The organism is Cellulomonas hominis (genome assembly GCF_005239125.1).
Taxonomy (GTDB): Bacteria; Actinomycetota; Actinomycetes; order Actinomycetales; family Cellulomonadaceae; genus Cellulomonas; species Cellulomonas hominis_A.
In genome coordinates, this window is sequence record NZ_SZYE01000064.1 from 1 (window position 1) to 18,632 (window position 18,632).

Genomic DNA, 18,632 nt, shown 5'->3' on the forward strand with positions numbered 1-18,632 from the left:
CTCGATGCCCGCGGACCGCAGGGTCGCGAGCCGAGCGGGGGAGGCGGAGGCGAGCACCAGGGTCGTCACCGGGCGAGCGTACGGCGAGGTCGGGGACGTACGTCCCTCGGGCCGCACCGCCGGTGTGCCGATGATGTCCGGGGAACTCCCAGGAGGGGATGCGACGATGACGCCCGTGACCGAGGACAGCGCCCGGGCCACGCGCCCGCGTGGGGCGGCACCCGACCCGACCGACCTGCTCGACCACGACCCGGTGGACGACGACCCGGACTCGCCCGCGCGCGCCGCCTGGCGCCGCCGGACCGCGATCGAGATGGTCGTGTCCGGCGTGATCGGGCTGTTCACGTCGTTCGTGCTGTCGGTCGAGGCGTGGCACCTCGCGGCGAATCCCGCGGCCACGTTCAGCTGCGACATCAGCTCGGTGATCTCCTGCGGGACGGTCGCCCGGACGTGGCAGGCGCAGCTGCTGGGCTTCCCCAACGCGTTCCTCGGCATCGCGTTCGAGTCGGTGGTCATCGCGATCTCGGTGGCGGGCATCGCGGGCGTGCGGTTCCCGCGCTGGTACATGCTCGGCACCCAGGCGCTGTACACGGTCGCCCTGGTGTTCGCGTGGTGGCTGTTCCTGCAGTCGTACTTCGTCATCAAGGCGCTGTGCCCCTGGTGCCTGCTGATCACCGTGACCACCACGCTGGTGTGGGCCGGCCTGACCCGGTGGAACGTCCGGGACGGGCACCTGCGGCTGCCCGGGCGCGCCGGGCCGTGGGCGCGCGGGTTCGTGGCGTCCGGCACCGACTGGTACGTGACGACCGCCGTGCTCGTGCTGTTCGTCGCCGCGATCCTGCTCAAGTACGGCCCGACGCTGCTGGCCTCCTGAGCGCGCGCGGCGCCGCGCGCGCCGCCGCCCCCGCACGCACGAGGGCCCCCGGACCGCGCAGGTCCGGGGGCCCTCGTCGCGCCGGTCAGGCCAGCGCGGTGCGCAACACGTCGAGCGGCAGCGCGCCCATGCCGAGCGCCCGGGCGTGGAACGCCCGCAGGTCGAACGCCTCGCCCCGGGCCTGCGCCGACGAGGCGGCGCCGTCGCGGATCTGCTCCCAGATCCGCTGGCCGATCTTGTACGAGGGCGCCTGGCCGGGCCAGCCCAGGTACCGGTTGAGCTCGAACCGGATGAACTGCTCCGGCATGTTGACGTTCGCCCGGAGGAACTCCCACGCCTTGTCGGCGTCCCAGGTCCCGCCGCCCCAGCGCTCCGGGGCCTCGAGGCCGAGGTGCACGCCCAGGTCCAGCACCACGCGGGCGGCGCGCATCCGCTGCCCGTCGAGCATGCCGAGCCGGTCGCCCGGGTCGTCCAGGTGGCCGAGGTCCGCCATCAGCCGCTCGGCGTACAGCGCCCACCCCTCGCCGTGGCCGGACACCCAGCACGCCAGCCGGCGCCAGGAGTTCAGCTGGGCGCGGTTGAAGACGGCCTGGCCGATCTGCAGGTGGTGGCCCGGGACGCCCTCGTGGAAGACGGTCGTCTTCTCGCGCCAGGTGTTGAACGTGGTGACCTCCGGCGGCACCGACCACCACATCCGGCCGGGCCGGCTGAAGTCGTCGGACGGGCCGGTGTAGTAGATCCCGCCGTTCTGGGTCGGGGCGATCCGGCACTCGAGGGTGCGGATGGCGTCCGGGATGGTGAAGTGCACGCCGTCGAGCGCGGCGACCGCGGCGTCGGACGTCTCCTGCATCCACCGCTGCAGCGCCTCGGTGCCCTCGAGCCGGCGGGAGGGGTCGGCGTCGAGCGCGGCCACGGCCTGCTCGACGGTCGCGCCCGGCCCGGCGATCTCGGCGGCGACGGCCTCCTGCTCGGCGACGACCCGCGCGAGCTCCTCCAGGCCCCACTGGTACGTCTCGTCCAGGTCGACGGTCGCGCCGAGGAAGTACCGGGACCACAGCGCGTAGCGCTCGCGGCCGGCGGCGTCGGCCTCGGGCGCCTGCGGGGCGAGCTCGTCGCGCAGGAACGTCACCAGGTCGGCGTAGGTCTGCCGGGCGGCCTCGGCGCCGCGCTCCAGGTCGGCGCGCAGCGCGTCGCCGCCGGCCGCCACGGCCGCGGCGGCCTCCGGGCCGGCGACGAAGGAGGTGAAGAACGACGACGCGGGGTCGGCCAGCTCCTCGGCCTGGGCGATCGCCTCGCGCACCTGCCGGATCGCGGGGACCTGCCCCCGGGACGCGGCGAGGCGCAGCGACTCGACGTAGCCCGCGCCGGAGCGGGGCAGGCCGGCGAGGCGCTGGGCGACGGTCGACCAGGCGTCGGGGCCGTCGGTGGCCATGAGGTCGAACACGTCGCGCATGCCCTGGACGGGCGAGGCGATCACGTTGAGGTCGGCGAGCGTCTCCCCGGCCGCGTCGAGCTCGAGGTGCAGGCCGAGGCGCTCGCGCATCGCGGCGAGCGTGATCGCGTCCACCTCGTCGGCCGGGGCCAGGCCGTCGAGCTGCGCCAGCGTGGCGCGGGTCGCGTCGGCGCGGGCCTCGTGGCCGGCGGGGGAGAGGTCGGTGACCTCGTGGTCGTGGCCCGGGATGCCCAGCGCGGTCGCGTCGAACGAGTCCAGGGCGGCGTAGGTGCTGACGTAGGCGTCGGCGACGGCGTCGATGGGCGTCGCGGGGCGCTGCGGCGCCCCGGTGGTGTCAGGAGTGCTCACCCGGTCGACCCTACCCGCGGCGCGGTCCGGGCGTCGGCGTCAGCGCAGGCTGCGCCGCCAGGCGTCCGGCCCGGTGCGCCAGGCACCGCGGGCGCCGGGCAGCGAGCGGGCGCGGTCGCCCCAGGCCGGGCGGGGCAGCCCGTCCTCGACCGCGTCGTCGTCCCCGGGCACCGACGCGGCCACCAGCCCGGCGACGAGCGCGGCCAGCTCGACGTCGTCGGGGGTGCCGCGGACCACCTGGACGTGCGGCAGCGCCACGCCGTCCCCCGCGCTCACGCCTCGCCGTCCTCGTCGTCGTCGAACGACACCGGCGCCCCGCGGGACGCGCCCCAGCCCTCGACGGTGAACCCGCTGTCCAGCAGGCGCTCGACGATCTCCGCGCCGCCGTTGTCGACGATGCCGAGCACGGCGTCGATCGACTGGTCGTGCGGCCCGGCGGGCATGCTGACGACGAACCCGAGGTGGAACTCGTCGGTGTCCTCGTCGGCGGCCGGCGCCTCCGCGGGGGCGCTCTCGTCCTCCCAGGTCATGCCCGTGAGCTCGGAGTGCATGCCGAGGCTCTCGTGCAGCAGGTCGTACAGGCGGGCGTTCAGCGCGGAGACGCGGGACTCCAGCGCGAGCACCCGCGGGTCCTCGTCGGCCTCGGCGGCGCCGAACTCGGCGCGCACGCCCGTGGCGGTGTCCACGTACTCGTGCAGCGCGGCGGCGAGCCCGTCCACGACGCCGTGCATCGCGGCGGTGTCGACGCCCGGCAGCGGCTCGGGACCGTGGGCGCCGCCGGCGTGGTCGTGCCCGTGGTCGTGCTCGTGGCCGCCGTGGTCGTCGTGCTCGCCGGGGCCGGGCAGCAGCGGGTCGCCGGTCACAGCGGGATGTTCCCGTGCTTCTTGGGCGGCAGCGCCGCACGCTTGGTGCGCAGCACGCGCAGCGCGCGCACGATCTGCGTGCGGGTCTCGGCGGGCGCGATGACGGCGTCCACGTAGCCGCGGTCGGCGGCGTCCCACGGGTTCACGATGGCCTCCTCGTACTCGCGGGTGAGCCGGGCGCGCTCGGCCTCGACGTCCCCGCCGGCCTCGGCGACCTGCTTGAGCGCACCGCGCTGCAGGATGTTCACCGCACCGCCGGCGCCCATGACCGCGATCTGCGCCGTGGGCCAGGCCAGGTTCACGTCGGCGCCGAGCTGCTTCGACCCCATGACGATGTACGCGCCACCGTACGCCTTGCGGGTGATCACGGTGACCAGCGGGACGGTCGCCTCGGCGTACGCGTAGATCAGCTTCGCGCCGCGGCGGATGATGCCGTTCCACTCCTGGTCGGTCCCGGGCAGGAAGCCCGGCACGTCGACGAACGTCAGGACCGGGATGCTGAAGGCGTCGCAGGTCCGCACGAACCGGGCCGCCTTCTCGGCGGCGTCGATGTCGAGCGTGCCGGCCATCGTCAGCGGCTGGTTCGCGACGATCCCGACCGCGTGCCCCTCGACCCGGCCGAAGCCGACCAGCACGTTCCGGGCGAACAGCGGCTGGACCTCCAGCAGGTCGCCGTCGTCCAGCACGTGCTCGACGACGGTGCGCATGTCGTACGGCTGGTTGTCGGAGTCCGGGACCAGGGTGTCGAGCTCGAGGTCCTCGTCGGTGACGTCGAGGTCGGCCTCCTGCGGGTAGGCCGGCGGGTCCGTGAGGTTGTTCTGCGGCAGGTAGGACAGCAGGGACCGCACGTAGTCGAGCGCGTCGTCCTCGTCCGTCGCCAGGTAGTGCGCGACGCCGGACCGCGTGTTGTGCGTGGTCGCCCCGCCGAGCTCCTCGAAGCCGACGTCCTCGCCGGTCACCGCGCGGATCACGTCGGGCCCGGTGATGAACATGTTCGACGTGCCGTCGGCCATCACGATGAAGTCGGTGAGCGCCGGCGAGTACACCGCGCCGCCCGCGGACGGGCCGAGGATCAGGCTGATCTGCGGGATGACGCCCGAGGCGGCCACGTTGCGCCGGAAGATCTCCGCGAACTGGGTGAGGCCCGCGACGCCCTCCTGGATGCGCGCGCCGCCGCCGTCGCTGATGCCGACCAGCGGCATCCCGGTGCGCAGCGCCAGGTCCATGACCTTGGTGATCTTCTGGCCGTGCACCTCGCCGAGGCTGCCGCCGAACACCGTGAAGTCCTGCGAGTAGACCGCGACGGGGCGGCCGTCGACGGTGCCGTGGCCGACCACCACGCCGTCGCCGGGGACCCGCTTCTTCTCCAGGCCGAAGTTCGTCGAGCGGTGCCGCACGAACGCGTCGAGCTCGGTGAACGAGCCGGGGTCGAGCAGCTGCTCGATGCGCTCGCGGGCGGTGCGCTTGCCGCGGGCGTGCTGCTTGGTCGCCGCCGCCTGCTCGGGCTCGGTGACGGCGCGGCGGTGCCGGTCGGCGAGGTCGGCGACCTTGGCGGCGGTGCCCGCGGGCCGGGGTGCGGCGGTCGCGGCGGGCGCCTCCGGCGCGGCGGGCTCGGGCGTGGCGGCGGGCTGGTCCGCCGGGAGCTGGTCGGTCACCCGCACGAGGCTAGTGGCCGGACGCCGCCGCGGGCCTGGGCGACGGGCACGGACTCCCGCGCGCCGGGTCGTGCGAATGCCACAACGCCGCCGCGAGCCGGGCGGGCGAGGATGGGGCGGTGGACGACACCGACCCCCGCGCGCCCCTGCGCGTCCCCGAGCTGCGCGCCGCCCTGCTGCACCCCGCGGGGCCGCTGCGCCGGTGCGAGGTGCTGCCCGCCGCCGGATCGACCAGCACCGAGCTGCTGGCGCGCGTCGCCGCCGACCCCGCGTGGGCCGACGGCGGGCTCCTGGTCGCCGAGCACCAGCAGGCGGGCCGCGGCCGCGCCGACCACGCCTGGACCACGCCGGCCGGCGCGGCGCTCACGCTGTCGCTGGCGGTGCGCCCGGGCGTGCCGCGCGCGCGGTGGGGCTGGCTGCCGCTGCTGACCGGGCTGGCCGTCACCCGCGCGGTGCGCGCGGCGACCGGGCTCGCGGCCGGGGTCAAGTGGCCGAACGACGTGCTGGTGCCCGCCCCGGACGGCGCCGACCTGCCCGGCTGGGGGCCGCGCCGGAAGGTCGCCGGCATCCTGGCCGAGGTCGCGCCGGCGGGGGACGCGGTGGTGCTCGGCATCGGCCTGAACGTGGACCAGGGGCCGGCGGAGCTGCCGGTGCCGAGCGCCACGTCGCTGCGCGCGGCCGGGGCGGGGGCGGTCGACCGGACGGCGCTGCTCGTGGCCCTCGTCGGGGAGGTCGTCGCGGTGCTCGAGCGCTGGCAGGACCACGACGGCGACGTCACGGCGGCCGGCCTCGACACGGCGGTGGCGGACGCCTGCCTGACCCTCGGCGGCACCGTCCGCGCGACGCTGCCCGACGGCACGGAGCTCCGCGGCACGGCCGAGCGGATCGACCCGCAGGGCGCCCTGGTCGTCCGGGACGCGTCCGGCACCGAGCGGGTGCTGCTCGCCGGTGACGTGCGTCACGTCCGCCCGGTCGGTGAACTAGGGTCGCAGTCGTGACGGACGAGGTGCAGGACGGGGTGCAGGCGGCCGCGCTGGACGCGGCGCTGCTCGGCGGCCCCCGGACGCTGTCGCTCCGGGACCTCGCGGACCGCTCGGGGCTCGACCTGGACCTGGTCCGGCTGTACTGGCGGACCCTGGGGCTGCCGCACCCGGACGCCGACGACGTCGCGTTCACCGGCCGGGACGCGGAGGCCGTCGAGCGGGTCGCCGCGCTGCTGCGCGAGGACCAGGTGGGCAGCCGCACGATGATCTCGCTGACGCGGGCGCTCGGGCACACCAGCGACCGGCTCGCGCTGTGGCAGGTCGAGGCGCTGGTGGAGGACATGGCGACCCGGCGCGACCTCGACGACCCGGCCGCCCGGCGCGCCGTGCTCGACGAGCTGCCGCGGCTCGCGCCCGTGCTGGAGGCGCAGCTGCTGCACGCCTACCGCCGGCACCTCGCCTCGATCGCCGCCCGCTACGCCGTCGAGTTCGCGGCCGGGGGCGACGCCGGCGCCGGGGCGGACCCCGCCGCGCTGCCGCTCGCGCGCGCCGTCGGGTTCGCCGACATGGTGTCGTTCACGCGCCGCACGGCCGGCCTGGGGTCCACCGACCTGTCGGACTTCGTGCAGCGGTTCGAGACCGCGGCCCGGGACGTGGTGACCCAGTGCGGCGGCCGGGTGGTCAAGACGATCGGCGACGCGGTGCTGTTCGTGGCCGACGACGTGCGGACCGGCGCGAAGGTGGCGCTCGAGCTCGCACGGGTGCTCGGCGGGGACCTGGACGTCGAGCGCGAGCGCGGGGCCGGCGGCATCGCCGAGGGCGCCCGCGGCGTGACGCCCGTGCGGGTCGGCGTGGTGTGGGGCCGGGTGCTGTCCCGGTTCGGCGACGTGTTCGGGCCGTCGGTCAACGTGGCGGCGCGGCTCACCGACATCGCCGACCCGAGCACGGTGCTCACCGACCCGGCGACGGCGCGGCTGCTGCTCGACGCGCCGGGGATGCTGCTCGAGCCGCTGCCCGAGCGCGAGCTCGAGGGGATCGGGGCGCTGGCCCCGGTCCGGGTCCGGCGGGCGTGACGGTGGCGGGCGCACCGGACGAGCGGCGGCCCGTCCGCCAGCTGCGGCTGGTGGTCGAGGCCGAGGACTACGACGCCGCGCTCGCGTTCTACCGGGACGTGCTCGGGCTCGAGCAGCTCGAGGCCTACGAGGGCGGCGACGGCGCGCACGTCGCGATCCTGGACGCGGGGCGGGCGACGCTCGAGATCGCGAACCCCGCGCAGAAGCGGCTGATCGACGACGTCGAGGTGGGCCGCCAGGTCGCCCGGCACGTCCGGGTCGCCTTCGAGGTGGCCGACACCCGGGCGACGACCGAGCGGCTCGTCGAGGACGGCGGCGCCGAGCTCCTCGCGCCCCCCACCGAGACCCCGTGGCGCTCGCTCAACGCGCGGCTCGAGGGCCCGGCGGGGCTGCAGCTCACGGTGTTCCAGGAGCTCGACCCGGCGGACTGAGCCGCCCCGCGACGGCGCTGCGCCGGCGTCCTGCCCGGTCCCGGCGGCGCTCGCGGCCGTGACCTGGGTAGGGGTCGAATCGATTCGCCCGGGGGCCGCGCGCGTGCGACGATGCAGCACGAGATGAGCACCGGCGAACCCGTCCCGAACCCCGCCCGACCCTCGACGGCCGCGGCGGCGTCGACGGCCGCACCCGGCCCCGCGCCCGCGTTCCGCCCCAGCGCCAAGTACGTCCTGCTGCTCGGCGTCATGACCGCGCTGCCCGCGATCACCACCGACATCTACCTGCCGTCGTTGCCCGACGTGGCGCGCGATCTGGACACCAGCGCCGCCGCCGCGCAGCTCACCATGACGATGATGCTGGTGGGCGGCGCCGCCGGGCAGCTGGTCATCGGCCCGCTGTCCGACCGGTTCGGCCGCCGGCTGCCCGTGCTGATCGGGGTCGCGCTGCACGTCGTGACGTCGTTGCTGTGCGCCGTCGCGCCGGCGATCGTCCCGCTCATCGGGCTGCGCATGGTGCAGGGGTTCTTCAACGCCTCGGCCTCCGTGGTCGCGATGGCGGTCATCCGGGACCGGTTCGTCGGGCCGGACGCCTCCCGGCTGCTGTCCCGGCTCATGCTGGTCATCGGCGTCGCCCCGCTGTTCGCCCCGAGCGTCGGCGGGCTGATCGCCGGCGAGTGGGGCTGGCGCGCGGTGTTCGTCGCGCTCGCGATCTACGGCGCCGGCCTGTGGGTGGTCGTGCTGCTCCGGCTGCCGGAGACGCTGCCCGCCGAGCGCCGGCTGCCGACGTCGCGCGGCGTGTGGCGCGGCTACCGGGTGCTGCTGAAGGACCGGCACTTCGTCGCCCTGGCGCTGCTGCCGGGCCTCGGGCTCGCGGTGCTGATGAGCTACGTCGTCGGCTCACCGTTCGTGCTCCGCGAGGGGTACGGGCTCACGGCCGGTCAGTTCGCGCTGATCTTCGCCATCAACGGCATCGGGCTGGTCGGCGGCGCGCAGATCAACGCCGCGCTGGTCCGCCGGTACGCGCCCATCCAGATCATCCGGGTCGCCCTGCCGGCGTCGTTCGTGCTGGTGCTGGCGCTGCTGGTCATCGCGATCACGGGGTGGGGCGGTCTGCCCGCGCTGCTGGTGGTGCTGTTCCTGACGATGTCGCTGGTCAACTTCACGCCGCCCAACGCCTCGGCCATCGCGCTGTCCCGGCACGGCGAGCGGGCCGGCACCGCGGCGGCGTTCATCGGCGCGCTCCAGGCGGGCGTCTCGGGCGTGGTCGCGCCGCTGGTGGGCGTGCTGGGCGAGTCGGCGTGGGCGATGGCGACCGTGATGCTCGCCGGCGCGGGCGGCGCGCTGCTCGTGCTGGCGCTCGCGACGCCGGCGTACCGCCGCGGCGGCTGGACCGAGGGCGGCCTGGCCACGGCGGTCCAGACCCACTGACGCCCGCGGGGGTCGGTCCGCGCGGGCCTGGTCCCCACCGCTTCGTCGCACCGCCACCCCGTCCGCCGGGCGGCGGCGCGACGATCGGGTGGGAACCAGGGGCGCGGGCGCGGGTGGCGGGCGGCGGCTGGCGGGCCCGGTCAGGCCGCCAGGGCGGCGAGGCGCGCGGTCGCCTCGTGGAGCACCGGCTCCTGCTTGACGTACGTGAACCGCACCGCGGTGCGCAGCGCGCGGTCCGCCGCCGAGCCGTCGTGCGTGAACGCCCCGACCGGCACGCCGACGACGCCCGCGAGGCCGGGCAGCGCGCGGCACAGGTCGGCGGCGTCCCGGAGGCCGTGCCGGGCGAGCGGGCCGGCGAGCAGCCGCGCGGCGTCGGCCACGACGAAGTACGTGCCCTGCGGCCGGACGACGTCGAAGCCCGCGGCCGTCAGGCCGGCGCTCAGCAGGTCCCGGCGCGCCGCGAGCGACGCCGCGAGCCCGCGCACGTACCCGGCGTCGGGGGAGTCCGTGGTCTCCAGGTCCAGCGCGTGCGCGATCGCGGGCTGGAACGGCGCGCCGGACACGTACGTGAGGAACTGCTTCACCGCGCGCACCGCGTCGACGAGGGCCGCCGGCCCGGTGACCCAGCCGATCTTCCAGCCGGTGAACGAGAATGTCTTGCCCGCCGAGGAGATGGTGAGCGTGCGGTCCGCGGCACCGGGCAGCGTCGCGAACGGCACGTGCGGCACGCCGTCGTAGGTGAGGTGCTCGTAGACCTCGTCGGTGACCACCACGCAGTCGTGCCGTTCGGCGACCTCGGCGACGACGGCGAGCTCCTCGCGGGTCAGCACCGCGCCGGTCGGGTTGTGCGGCGTGTTCAGCAGGATGACCCGCGTCCGGTCGGTCACCGCGGCGCGCAGCGCGTCGGCGTCCAGCCGGAACCCGTCCGGGGCCGCCGCGAGCGGGGCGGTGGTGTGTCGCGCGCCGGCCAGCCCGATGACCGCGGCGTAGGAGTCGTAGAACGGCTCGAGCGTCAGGACCTCGTCGCCGGGCTCGGTGAGCGCGAGCACGGCGGCGGCCAGCGCCTCGGTGGCGCCGGTGGTGATCAGGACCTCGGCGTCGGGGTCCGGGCTCAGGCCGTAGTGCCGCTGCTGGTGCTCGGCGACCGCGCGGCGCAGCTCCGGGACGCCGGGCCCCGGCGGGTACTGGTTCACGCCCGCGGCGATCGCCTCGGCGGCGACCCGCTTCACCGACTCCGGGCCGTCGACGTCCGGGAACCCCTGCCCGAGATTGAGCGCACCGGTGCGCGCGGCGAGCGCCGACATCTCGGCGAAGATCGTCGGCCGCGGCACGCCGTCCGCGCCGAGCAGCCCGGCGGCCCGGGCGACGTCGCGCCACCGGCCGGGCGTCGTGGGGCGGGCGGGGGAGGAGGGCGTGCCGGTCATCGCGGTCCGTTCGTGAGGGGACCCGAGGGAGGCTAGCCGACGCCCCGCGTCGCGCGCTGCCGGGCGTCGCGGGCGTCGCGGGCGCCGAGATCGCAGCAGGTGCGGGGTTGCCGGTCCCGGAACCCCGCAGGTGCCGCGGTCTCGGCGGTCGGTTGCCGGGAGGGGCGGGAACGGCGGGTGTCAGAGGACGCCCGAGGCGGCCGCCAGACCCGCGAGGACCAGCAGCACCAGCGAGCCCCACGCGCACGCGACCCACCACGGCACGTGGTGCCGGGTCCGGGGGCGGGGCTGGTGCGTGGTCATGCTCCTGTGATCGGCACCACGCGCCCCGGCTCAAGCGGTCGGGCCGGACCCGGCCGGGTGACTTCGCGCGCGGCGCGTCACCCGGTCGCCACCCGCCCGCCGACCCGGCCGCGGTCCGGCCGGCGCCCGACCCCCCCCGCGGGCCACCCGCCCGCCGGCCGGGCTCAGCCCTGCTCGGCCTGCCGGACCTGCTGCGACAGCTCCTCGACCTGCTGCGCCAGCCGGTCGAGCGCGTCGGCGGTCGTGGCGTCGACCTGCGTGGACGCCGAGTCGAGCGCGCCGCGGGCGGAGTCGAGCGCGGCCTGCGCGGAGTCGAGGTGCTCCTGCGCGGCCGCGCTGCCGTCGGTCTGCGCCTCGTCCAGCGCGGCGGTCGCGTCGTCCATGGCGGTGGACGCCTGGTCGAGCGCGCCCTGCGTCGCCTCGCGGGCGCCGGCGTCGAGGTCCTGGAGGCGGGCGGTGACGTCGTCGACGGTGGCCCGGGCGGACTCGACGCGCTCGCGGGCGGAGTCGGCGAGGTCGCGGAGGTTGCCGGCGGCCTCGCTCGCGGAGTCGGCGACGGACTGCGCCTGGGACGCGATGTCCTCGGCCTGGGAGCAGGCGCCCAGCGTGAGGGCGGCGCCGAGCGCGAGCGGCAGGGCGAGCGCGGTGCGGGTGCGGCGGGTCGTGCGGCGGGTGGTCATCGGCGGGCCTCCTCGTCGGTGGACGGCCCAGTGTGCCAGGCGCACCTCGGAGCACCCCGGGGAGCCGGACCGGGCGGTCGGCCCCGGACGCAGAGGAGCGCCCCGCCCGCGACGTGTGGTCGCGGGCGGGGCGCTCGGCGAGCAGCGGCCTGGAGTCAGGCCGGGCGGACGCTCAGGCGTCGGCCGGCGCCGGGGCCCCCGCCCCGGCGGGCGCGCTCTGCGCACCCTGCTGCTCGCGGCGGCCCCGGACCTCCGCGACGGAGGTGCCGTAGTAGGCCGCGGTCATGATGTCCTTCATGTCCGCCCGCATCGGCATGCGGGGGTTGGCGGGCGCGCACTGGTCCTCGTAGGCGCCCATGGCGACCTCGTCGAGCCGGGACAGGAAGTCCTGCTCGTCGACGCCCTGCGCCTGGAAGGACGACGGGATGCCGACCTTCGCGCGCAGCGCCTCGATCGCCAGGGCGTAGGACTCCACGCCCTGCTCCGGGGTCTCGGCCGGCAGGCCCAGCATCTGGGCGATCTGCTGGAACCGCTCCGGGGCGACGTAGTGCTCGTACTTCGGCCAGCTGGTCAGCTTGGTCGGGATCTGGCCGTTGTACCGGATCACGTGCGGCAGCAGCGTGGCGTTGGTCCGGCCGTGCACCAGGTGGAACGTGGAGCCGATGACGTGCGCCATCGCGTGCACGATCCCGAGGAACGCGTTGCCGAACGCCATGCCGGCGATGGTGCCCGCGTTGTGCATCTTCTCCCGGGCGTCCTTGGTCGCCGGGTCGGCCGGGTCGCCGTTCACCGACTGCGCCAGGTTGTCGAAGATGAGGCGGATGGCCTGGAGCGCCATGCCGTCGGTGAAGTCGTTCGCATACACCGCGACGAACGCCTCGGTGGCGTGGGTCAGGGCGTCGAAGCCGGAGTCGGCGGCCAGCGAGCGCGGCATCTTCGAGGTGAGGACCGGGTCGATGATCGCGACCGTCGGGGTCAGCGCGTAGTCCGCGAGCGGGTACTTCTTGCCCGCGTCCGGGTCGGAGATGACCGCGAACGGGGTGACCTCCGCGCCGGTGCCCGAGGTGGTCGGGATGCAGACCAGCTTGGCCAGCTCACCCAGCGTCGGGAACTTGAACGCGCGCTTGCGGACGTCGAAGAACTTCTGCTTGAGGTCGGAGAACACGATCTCCGGGTGCTCGTACAGCAGCCACATGACCTTGGCGGCGTCCATCGGCGACCCGCCGCCGAGCGCGATGATCGTGTCGGGGCGGAAGTGCCGCATCTGCGCCGCGCCGGCCTGGACGGTCTTGACGCTCGGCTCGGGCTCGACCTGGTCGATGATCTGCACGGACACGTTGTTGCCGCGGCGGTGCAGGACGTCCAGGACGCGGTCGACGAAGCCGAGGGTGGTCATGGTCGCGTCGGTGACGATGGTGACGCGCTCGACGTCGGCCATGTCGGTCAGGTAGCGGATGGCGTTCGGCTCGAAGTACGTCTTGGCCGGGACCTTGAACCACTGCAAGTTGTTGTTCCTCCGGCCCACGCGCTTGATGTTGACGAGGTTGATCGCCGAGACGTTGTTCGACACCGAGTTGTGGCCGTAGGAGCCGCAGCCCAGGGTCAGCGACGGGATGAAGGCGTTGTAGATGTCGCCGATGCCGCCGAGCGAGGAGGGCGCGTTCGCGATGACGCGGATCGCCTTGACCCGGTTGCCGTACTCCTCGGTGAGCGCGTCGTCCTGGGTGTGGATCGCGGCCGAGTGGCCCAGGCCGTCGAACTCGACCATCTGCTCGGCGAGCTGGATGCCCTGCTCGGTGGAGGTGGCCCGCAGCACGGCGAGGACGGGGCAGAGCTTCTCGCGGGTGAGCGGCTCGCTCGGGCCGACCGAGCCGACCTCGGCCAGGATGATCGACGTGTCGGCGGGGACGGTGAAGCCGGCCTGCTCGGCGATCCACTGGGGGGACTTGCCGACGACGGTCGGGTTCAGCTTCGCGTCGCCGCAGTTCTTGCCCTTGGCCTCGACCCCGAAGATGAACTTCTCGAGGAGCGCCTTCTCCTTCTTGCTGGCGCGGTACGCGTGCAGCACGGCGAACTCGGCGAGCGCGGCGTCGTAGATCTCGTCGTCCAGGATGACGGCCTGCTCGGAGGCGCAGATCATGCCGTTGTCGAACGACTTGGACAGCACCACGTCGTTGACGGCCCGCTTCAGCTTGGCGGTCTTCTCGATGTAGGCCGGGACGTTGCCCGCGCCGACGCCGAGGGCCGGCTTGCCGCAGGAGTACGCGGCCCGGACCATCGCGTTGCCGCCGGTCGCCAGGATGGTGGAGACGCCGGGGTGGTTCATCAGCAGGCCGGTGGCCTCCATCGAGGGGGTCTCGACCCACTGGATGCAGTTCTCGGGGGCGCCGGCGGCGATCGCCGCGTCCCGCACGACGCGGGCGGCGGCCACGGACGACTTCTGCGCGTTCGGGTGGAACGCGAAGATGATCGGGTTGCGGGTCTTCAGCGCGATGAGCGACTTGAAGATCGCGGTCGACGTCGGGTTGGTCACCGGGGTCATGGCGCAGATGACGCCGACCGGCTCGGCGATCTCGGTGATGCCGTTGATCTCGTCGCGGGAGATGACGCCCACGGTCTTGAGCGCCGCCATCGAGTTGGTGACGTGCTCGCAGGCGAAGATGTTCTTGACGGCCTTGTCCTCGAAGACGCCGCGACCGGTCTCCTCGACGGCCAGCTCGGCGAGCTGCCCGTGCTGGTCGAGCGCCGCGACGGCGGCCTTCTTGACCAGGCGGTCCACGTCCTCCTGGGTGAAGCGGGCGTACTCGGCCAGCGCCTTGGTGGCGCCGGCGACCAGCTGGTCGATGGCCGCGGCGGTGTCGGTGCTCGTCGTCGTGGTGGTCACGGGGACTCTCCCGAGGGTGATGGGTTGGGGTGCGGAGGGCTCCGTCGACCTCACGACCAGAACGGTATCGAGAAAAGTTTCACAAAGTCTGGGACCGGAGTCCCGGGGACCTCGGTCCCGGCTGGAGGGCCCGGCCGCGGGGCAGTGTCCGGGCCGCCGAGGACGTCCTCGTCACGCGGCACGACGGGCTGCACCTGACGCCGGCGTGCGTCCGCCCGCGGCTCCAGGGCGCGCTCGGCTCGCCCTCGGCCGCTGGCGCGGCGACCTCGCCCCGCCCGGCGCACGCTGCGCTCGCTCGGCGGCTCTGCCGAGCTCTGACGGTCCGCCGCCCCCCGTTCGAGGGGCGGCGGCGCCGCATCGGGTGGTGCGTCCCGGTGGCAGCGTCTCTCGCGCTCCGAGCCGGAGGACGTCGGCGTCCTCCGGCAGCTCCGCGAGGCGCTCGCGGGCCGACCCGCGAGCGCCTCGCGGCCGCTCAGTCGTGCGAGGCGGGCGGCGGCGTGAGCACCGTCGGGTGGTCCGGCACGCTGGCCGTCATCAGGGTGCCGTCCGCGCGCCGGGTGCCCTCGATGTCCCGGACCGTCGGCGTGCCGATCAGCCGCGGCGCGGGCGCCAGCGGCAGCACGACCGGGTCGCCCGCGGTGACCTTGACCGGCTCGCCGCGCACGACCAGGTCCGCGGCGTCGCCCTCCTCGACGGTGAGCCGCAGCTCGGTGTGCCGGACGTCGACCCGCACCCGGCTGCCGCGGAGGGTCAGCCGGAACGTCAGGCCGTCCCAGACCTCCGGGAGGCGCGGGTCGAGCGACACGACGCCCTCGTGGTCCCGCATGCCGCCGAACCCGCAGGCCAGCGCGCTCCACACGCCGCCCGCCGACGCGACGTGCACGCCGTCGGCGGTGTTGTGGTGCAGGTCGGCCAGGTCGACGTACAGCGCGGAGGTGAAGTAGCGCAGCGCGAGCTCCTGGTACCCGACCTCGGAGGCGACGATCGACTGCACGACGCCGGACAGCGTCGAGTCGCCGGTGGTCAGCGGGTCGTAGTAGTCGAAGTCGGCCAGCTTCTCCTCGGCGGTGAACTGGTCGCCCTGCAGGAACAGCGCCAGCACGACGTCGGCCTGCTTGAGCACCTGGAACCGGTAGATGACCAGCGGGTGGTAGTACAGCAGCAGCGGGCGCTTGGCCGGGTCCGTGTTGGCCAGGTCCCAGAGCTCCTTCTCGAGGAAGTTCGCGTCCTGGGGGTGGATGCCGAGCCGCTCGTCGTACGGGATGTGCATCCGCTCGGCGGCGTGCGCCCACTCGTCCAGCTCGTCCTGGGTCAGGTGCAGCCGGGCGACGAGGGCGGCGTGCTCGACCGGGTGCTCGTGCGCGAGCCGGTCCACCGCCTCGACGGCGCCGCGGAGGTTCGCGCGGGCCATCACGTTGGTGAACAGGTTGTCGTTCACGACCGTCGTGTACTCGTCGGGCCCGGTGACGCCGTGGATGTGGAACGAGGCGTCGCCGTTGGTCCCGCGCCAGAACCCCAGGTCGGCCCACATGCGGGCGGTCTCGACGAGGATGTCGATCGCCTCCCGCGCCAGGAAGTCGTCGTCCCCGGTGGCCGCGACGTACTGCCGCACGGCGTGGGCGATGTCCGCGTCGATGTGGTACTGCGCGGTGCCGGCCGCGTAGTAGGCGGAGGCCTCCTCGCCGTTGATGGTGCGCCACGGGAACAGCGCGCCGTTCTGGTTCAGCTCGGCGGCACGGCGCCGCGCGGCGTCGAGCATCGTGTACCGGAACCGCAGCGCGTTCCGCGCGATCCGCGGGGAGGTGTAGGTGAGGAACGGCAGGACGTAGATCTCGGTGTCCCAGAAGTAGTGCCCGCTGTACCCGGACCCGGTCAGGCCCTTGGCGGGGATGCCGTTGCCCTCCGCACGGGCCGTGGCCTGCGCGAGCTGGAACAGGTTCCACCGGATGGCCTGCTGCAGGTCGGGCTGGCCGGGCACCTCGACGTCGCTGCGCGCCCAGAAGTCGTCGAGCCACGCCCGCTGGTCGGCGAACTGCTGCTCGACCCCGGTGGCCTGCACGCGGTCCAGCGTGCGGCGGCACCGGTCGGCGAGCTCGCGCGCGGGCACGCCGCGGGACGAGTGGTAGGTGACGACCTTGGTGATCCGGACGGGCTGCCCCTGCTTGGCGTCGATCCGGTAGACGTGCTTGGCGAGGTCCTCCTCGACCAGCGACAGCTCCTCGTAGGCGTTGTCCGTCTCGATGTCGTGGTCGGCGGCGACCGAGAGCGTCATGCCGGACGCGGCAGCCCGGTAGGACATGACGTACCGGCCCTCGGCGCCCCAGTGGGTCCGGGGCTCCAGGACGCGGGTGGACAGCCGCTCGGACTTGCGCGGGTCGAAGCCCTCGCCCATCGCGGCGGCCCGGACGTGGTACTCGTCCTGGCCGTCCTGCCGGTTGAGGATCTGGCTGCTCAGGACCACCGGGGCGTCGGCGTCGAGCATGGTCAGCTCGTACGTCATGACCGCGAGGTGCCGCTCGGCGAACGACACCATGCGCCGGGTGCGGATCTGCACCCGCTTGCCCGACGGGGTCTGCCACACCAGGTCGCGGTAGAGGACGCCGTCGCGGAAGTCGAGGCTGCGCTCGTAGGAGTGCAGGTCGGCGACGGTCAGCAGCAGCGGCTCGTCGTCGACGTACAGCCGCATGATCTTGGCGTCCGGGACGTTGACGATCGTCTGGCCGACGCGGGCGAAGCCGTACGCCTCCTCGGCGTGCCGGATGGGCCAGGTCTCGTGGAACCCGTTGAGGAAGGTGCCGTGGCTGTGGCTGTCCCGGCCCTCCTCCACGTTGCCGCGCATGCCGAGGTACCCGTTGCCGACGGCGAACAGGGTCTCGGTCCGGCCCAGGTCGGAGGCGTCGTGGCGCGTCTCGCGCAGCCGCCACTCGTCCTTCGGGAACCGGTTGCGGTCCAGGGGGTCGGGGGTGAACAGGGAGGTCGGGTTCACGGCAGGGTGCTCTCGGAGTCGTCGGACGTGGTGACGAGCTCGGCGAGGTCGTCCACCACCAGGTCTGCCCCCTGCTCGCGCAGCACGTCGGCGCCGGCGCCGCGGTCCACGCCCACGACGAGCCCGAACGCCCCGGCCCGGCCGGAGGCGACACCGGACTCGGCGTCCTCGACGACCACCGCGCGCTCGCGCGGCACGCCGAGCTGCTCGGCCGCGTAGAGGTACGTCGCCGGGTCCGGCTTGCCCGCCAGGCCGTGCGCGGCGGCCACGAGGCCGTCGACCACGAGCGGGAACCGGTCGGTCAGGCCCGCGGCGGCCAGCACGGGCACCGCGTTCCGGCTGCTCGACACCACGGCGACCTTCCGGCCCTGCGCGAGCAGCGCGTCGACCAGGCGCACCGAGCCGGGGTAGGGCGTGACGCCCTCGGACTCGAGCACCTGGGTGAAGACGGCGTTCTTCCGGTTGCCGAGGCCGCAGACCGTCTCGGTCTCCGGGGAGTCGGCCGGGTCGCCCCAGGGCAGCTCGATGCCGCGGGAGGCCAGGAGGGACCGCACGCCCTCGTAGCGCGGCTTGCCGTCGATGTGCGCGAAGTAGTCGGCGTCCGTGTACGGCGCGGCCCCCCGGGCGTCGAGCAGGGGCGCGAACAGGCGCGCCCAGGCGTGCATGTGCACGACGGCGGTGGGGGTGAGGACCCCGTCCAGGTCGAACAGGACGGCGTCGAGGCCGTCCAGGACCGCGGAGGGGCGGTCGGCTGCGGTTGCCACGGTGGTGCTCCCAGGGGCGTGGTGTGCGGGTGGTGCTGGTCGGTGCTGCGGGTGCTGCGGGTCGGGCGTCAGGCGGGGCGGGCCCCGGCCGGTTCGGGGACGGCGCCGCGCGGTGCCGGCGCGGCGCTGGACGCCCGGACGACGAGCTCCGGCGCCACCAGCCCGGCCGGGGCCGGTGCTCGCCCGAGGTCGACCCCGAGCCGGTCCAGCACCTGCTCGACGAGGGTCTGCGCCACCAGTCTGATCGGTTGCCGCAGGCTCGTCAGCCCGGGACGCGCGAACGCCGCGAGGTCGGAGTCGTCGTAGCCGGTGACGGCGACGTCCCGGCCGGGGGTGGCGCCGGCGTCCGCGACCGCCGCGAGCGCGCCGAGCGCGAGGGCGTCGGACGCGCAGACCAGCGCGGTGGGCGCGGCGCCCGGCTCGCGGAGCAGCGGGGACACGGCGGCGAGTGCGGCGTCGGGGGTGTCCGCGGCGGCCGTG

16 protein-coding genes are annotated in these 18,632 nt (G+C 74.9%); 5 read left to right on the forward strand and 11 right to left on the reverse strand.

The window, feature by feature from the left end; translation table 11 throughout:
* The first annotated feature begins 166 nt into the window (after positions 1-166).
* A complete protein-coding gene (locus FA014_RS09670; RefSeq protein ID WP_154729479.1) occupies positions 167-874 on the forward strand; it encodes a vitamin K epoxide reductase family protein in 708 nt (235 codons plus the stop codon).
* 85 nt (positions 875-959) lie between these two features.
* Here FA014_RS09670 and FA014_RS09675 read toward each other — a convergent pair whose 3' ends face one another.
* The 4 genes from FA014_RS09675 to FA014_RS09690 are packed head-to-tail and all read right to left on the reverse strand — an operon-like array spanning position 960 to position 5,193.
* A complete protein-coding gene (locus tag FA014_RS09675) occupies positions 960-2,675 on the reverse strand; it encodes a DUF885 domain-containing protein (protein ID WP_154729480.1) in 1,716 nt (571 codons plus the stop codon).
* A gap of 39 nt (positions 2,676-2,714) precedes the next feature.
* Positions 2,715-2,951 carry an acyl-CoA carboxylase epsilon subunit gene (locus FA014_RS09680; RefSeq protein WP_230323017.1) on the reverse strand — a complete coding sequence of 79 codons (237 nt, stop codon included), beginning with the start codon at positions 2,949-2,951 and terminating at the stop codon, positions 2,715-2,717.
* A complete protein-coding gene (locus tag FA014_RS09685; protein WP_230323018.1) occupies positions 2,948-3,538 on the reverse strand; it encodes a hypothetical protein in 591 nt (196 codons plus the stop codon). The genes FA014_RS09680 and FA014_RS09685 overlap by 4 nt, the downstream gene beginning before the upstream one ends.
* Complete coding sequence (locus tag FA014_RS09690; protein WP_154729481.1) at positions 3,535-5,193, reverse strand: acyl-CoA carboxylase subunit beta; 1,659 nt, start codon at positions 5,191-5,193, stop codon at positions 3,535-3,537. Before FA014_RS09690 ends, FA014_RS09685 begins: the two co-directional genes overlap by 4 nt.
* 119 nt (positions 5,194-5,312) lie before the next feature.
* Between FA014_RS09690 and FA014_RS09695 the strand changes: the two genes are divergently transcribed.
* The 4 genes from FA014_RS09695 (at position 5,313) to FA014_RS09710 (ending at position 9,111) form a co-directional block, all read left to right on the forward strand.
* Complete coding sequence (locus FA014_RS09695; RefSeq protein WP_154729482.1) at positions 5,313-6,191, forward strand: biotin--[acetyl-CoA-carboxylase] ligase; 879 nt, start codon at positions 5,313-5,315, stop codon at positions 6,189-6,191.
* Positions 6,188-7,249, forward strand: coding sequence for an adenylate/guanylate cyclase domain-containing protein (locus tag FA014_RS09700; protein WP_154729483.1), 1,062 nt, complete (start codon positions 6,188-6,190; stop codon positions 7,247-7,249). The genes FA014_RS09695 and FA014_RS09700 overlap by 4 nt, the downstream gene beginning before the upstream one ends.
* Positions 7,250-7,251: 2 nt before the next feature.
* Positions 7,252-7,680 (forward strand): VOC family protein, encoded by a 429-nt coding sequence (locus FA014_RS09705; protein ID WP_230323019.1) that lies wholly within the window; start codon positions 7,252-7,254, stop codon positions 7,678-7,680.
* A 123-nt stretch (positions 7,681-7,803) separates the two neighbouring features.
* Positions 7,804-9,111 (forward strand): multidrug effflux MFS transporter, encoded by a 1,308-nt coding sequence (locus tag FA014_RS09710; protein ID WP_268865888.1) that lies wholly within the window; start codon positions 7,804-7,806, stop codon positions 9,109-9,111.
* A 140-nt stretch (positions 9,112-9,251) separates the two neighbouring features.
* Here FA014_RS09710 and FA014_RS09715 read toward each other — a convergent pair whose 3' ends face one another.
* The 7 genes from FA014_RS09715 to FA014_RS09745 form a co-directional block, all read right to left on the reverse strand.
* Positions 9,252-10,535, reverse strand: a complete 1,284-nt coding sequence (locus tag FA014_RS09715; RefSeq protein WP_154729485.1) for an aminotransferase class I/II-fold pyridoxal phosphate-dependent enzyme — start codon at positions 10,533-10,535, stop codon at positions 9,252-9,254.
* A 180-nt stretch (positions 10,536-10,715) separates the two neighbouring features.
* Positions 10,716-10,838, reverse strand: coding sequence for a molybdopterin oxidoreductase (locus FA014_RS09720; protein WP_154729486.1), 123 nt, complete (start codon positions 10,836-10,838; stop codon positions 10,716-10,718).
* Between the two features lie 164 nt (positions 10,839-11,002).
* The gene (locus FA014_RS09725; RefSeq protein WP_154729487.1) at positions 11,003-11,518 is read right to left on the reverse strand and encodes a hypothetical protein; all 516 of its coding nucleotides are present in this window, start codon (positions 11,516-11,518) and stop codon (positions 11,003-11,005) included.
* A 172-nt stretch (positions 11,519-11,690) separates the two neighbouring features.
* Positions 11,691-14,402 (reverse strand): bifunctional acetaldehyde-CoA/alcohol dehydrogenase, encoded by a 2,712-nt coding sequence (gene adhE, locus FA014_RS09730; protein ID WP_154729488.1) that lies wholly within the window; start codon positions 14,400-14,402, stop codon positions 11,691-11,693.
* A 472-nt stretch (positions 14,403-14,874) separates the two neighbouring features.
* A complete protein-coding gene (locus tag FA014_RS09735; RefSeq protein WP_154729489.1) occupies positions 14,875-17,388 on the reverse strand; it encodes a glycoside hydrolase family 65 protein in 2,514 nt (837 codons plus the stop codon).
* The gene (locus FA014_RS09740; protein WP_268865889.1) at positions 17,385-18,152 is read right to left on the reverse strand and encodes an HAD family hydrolase; all 768 of its coding nucleotides are present in this window, start codon (positions 18,150-18,152) and stop codon (positions 17,385-17,387) included. Before FA014_RS09740 ends, FA014_RS09735 begins: the two co-directional genes overlap by 4 nt.
* Positions 18,153-18,220: 68 nt before the next feature.
* Positions 18,221-18,632, reverse strand: a 412-nt coding sequence (locus tag FA014_RS09745; protein ID WP_195969232.1) for a substrate-binding domain-containing protein, incomplete at its 5' end; no start/stop codon positions are given.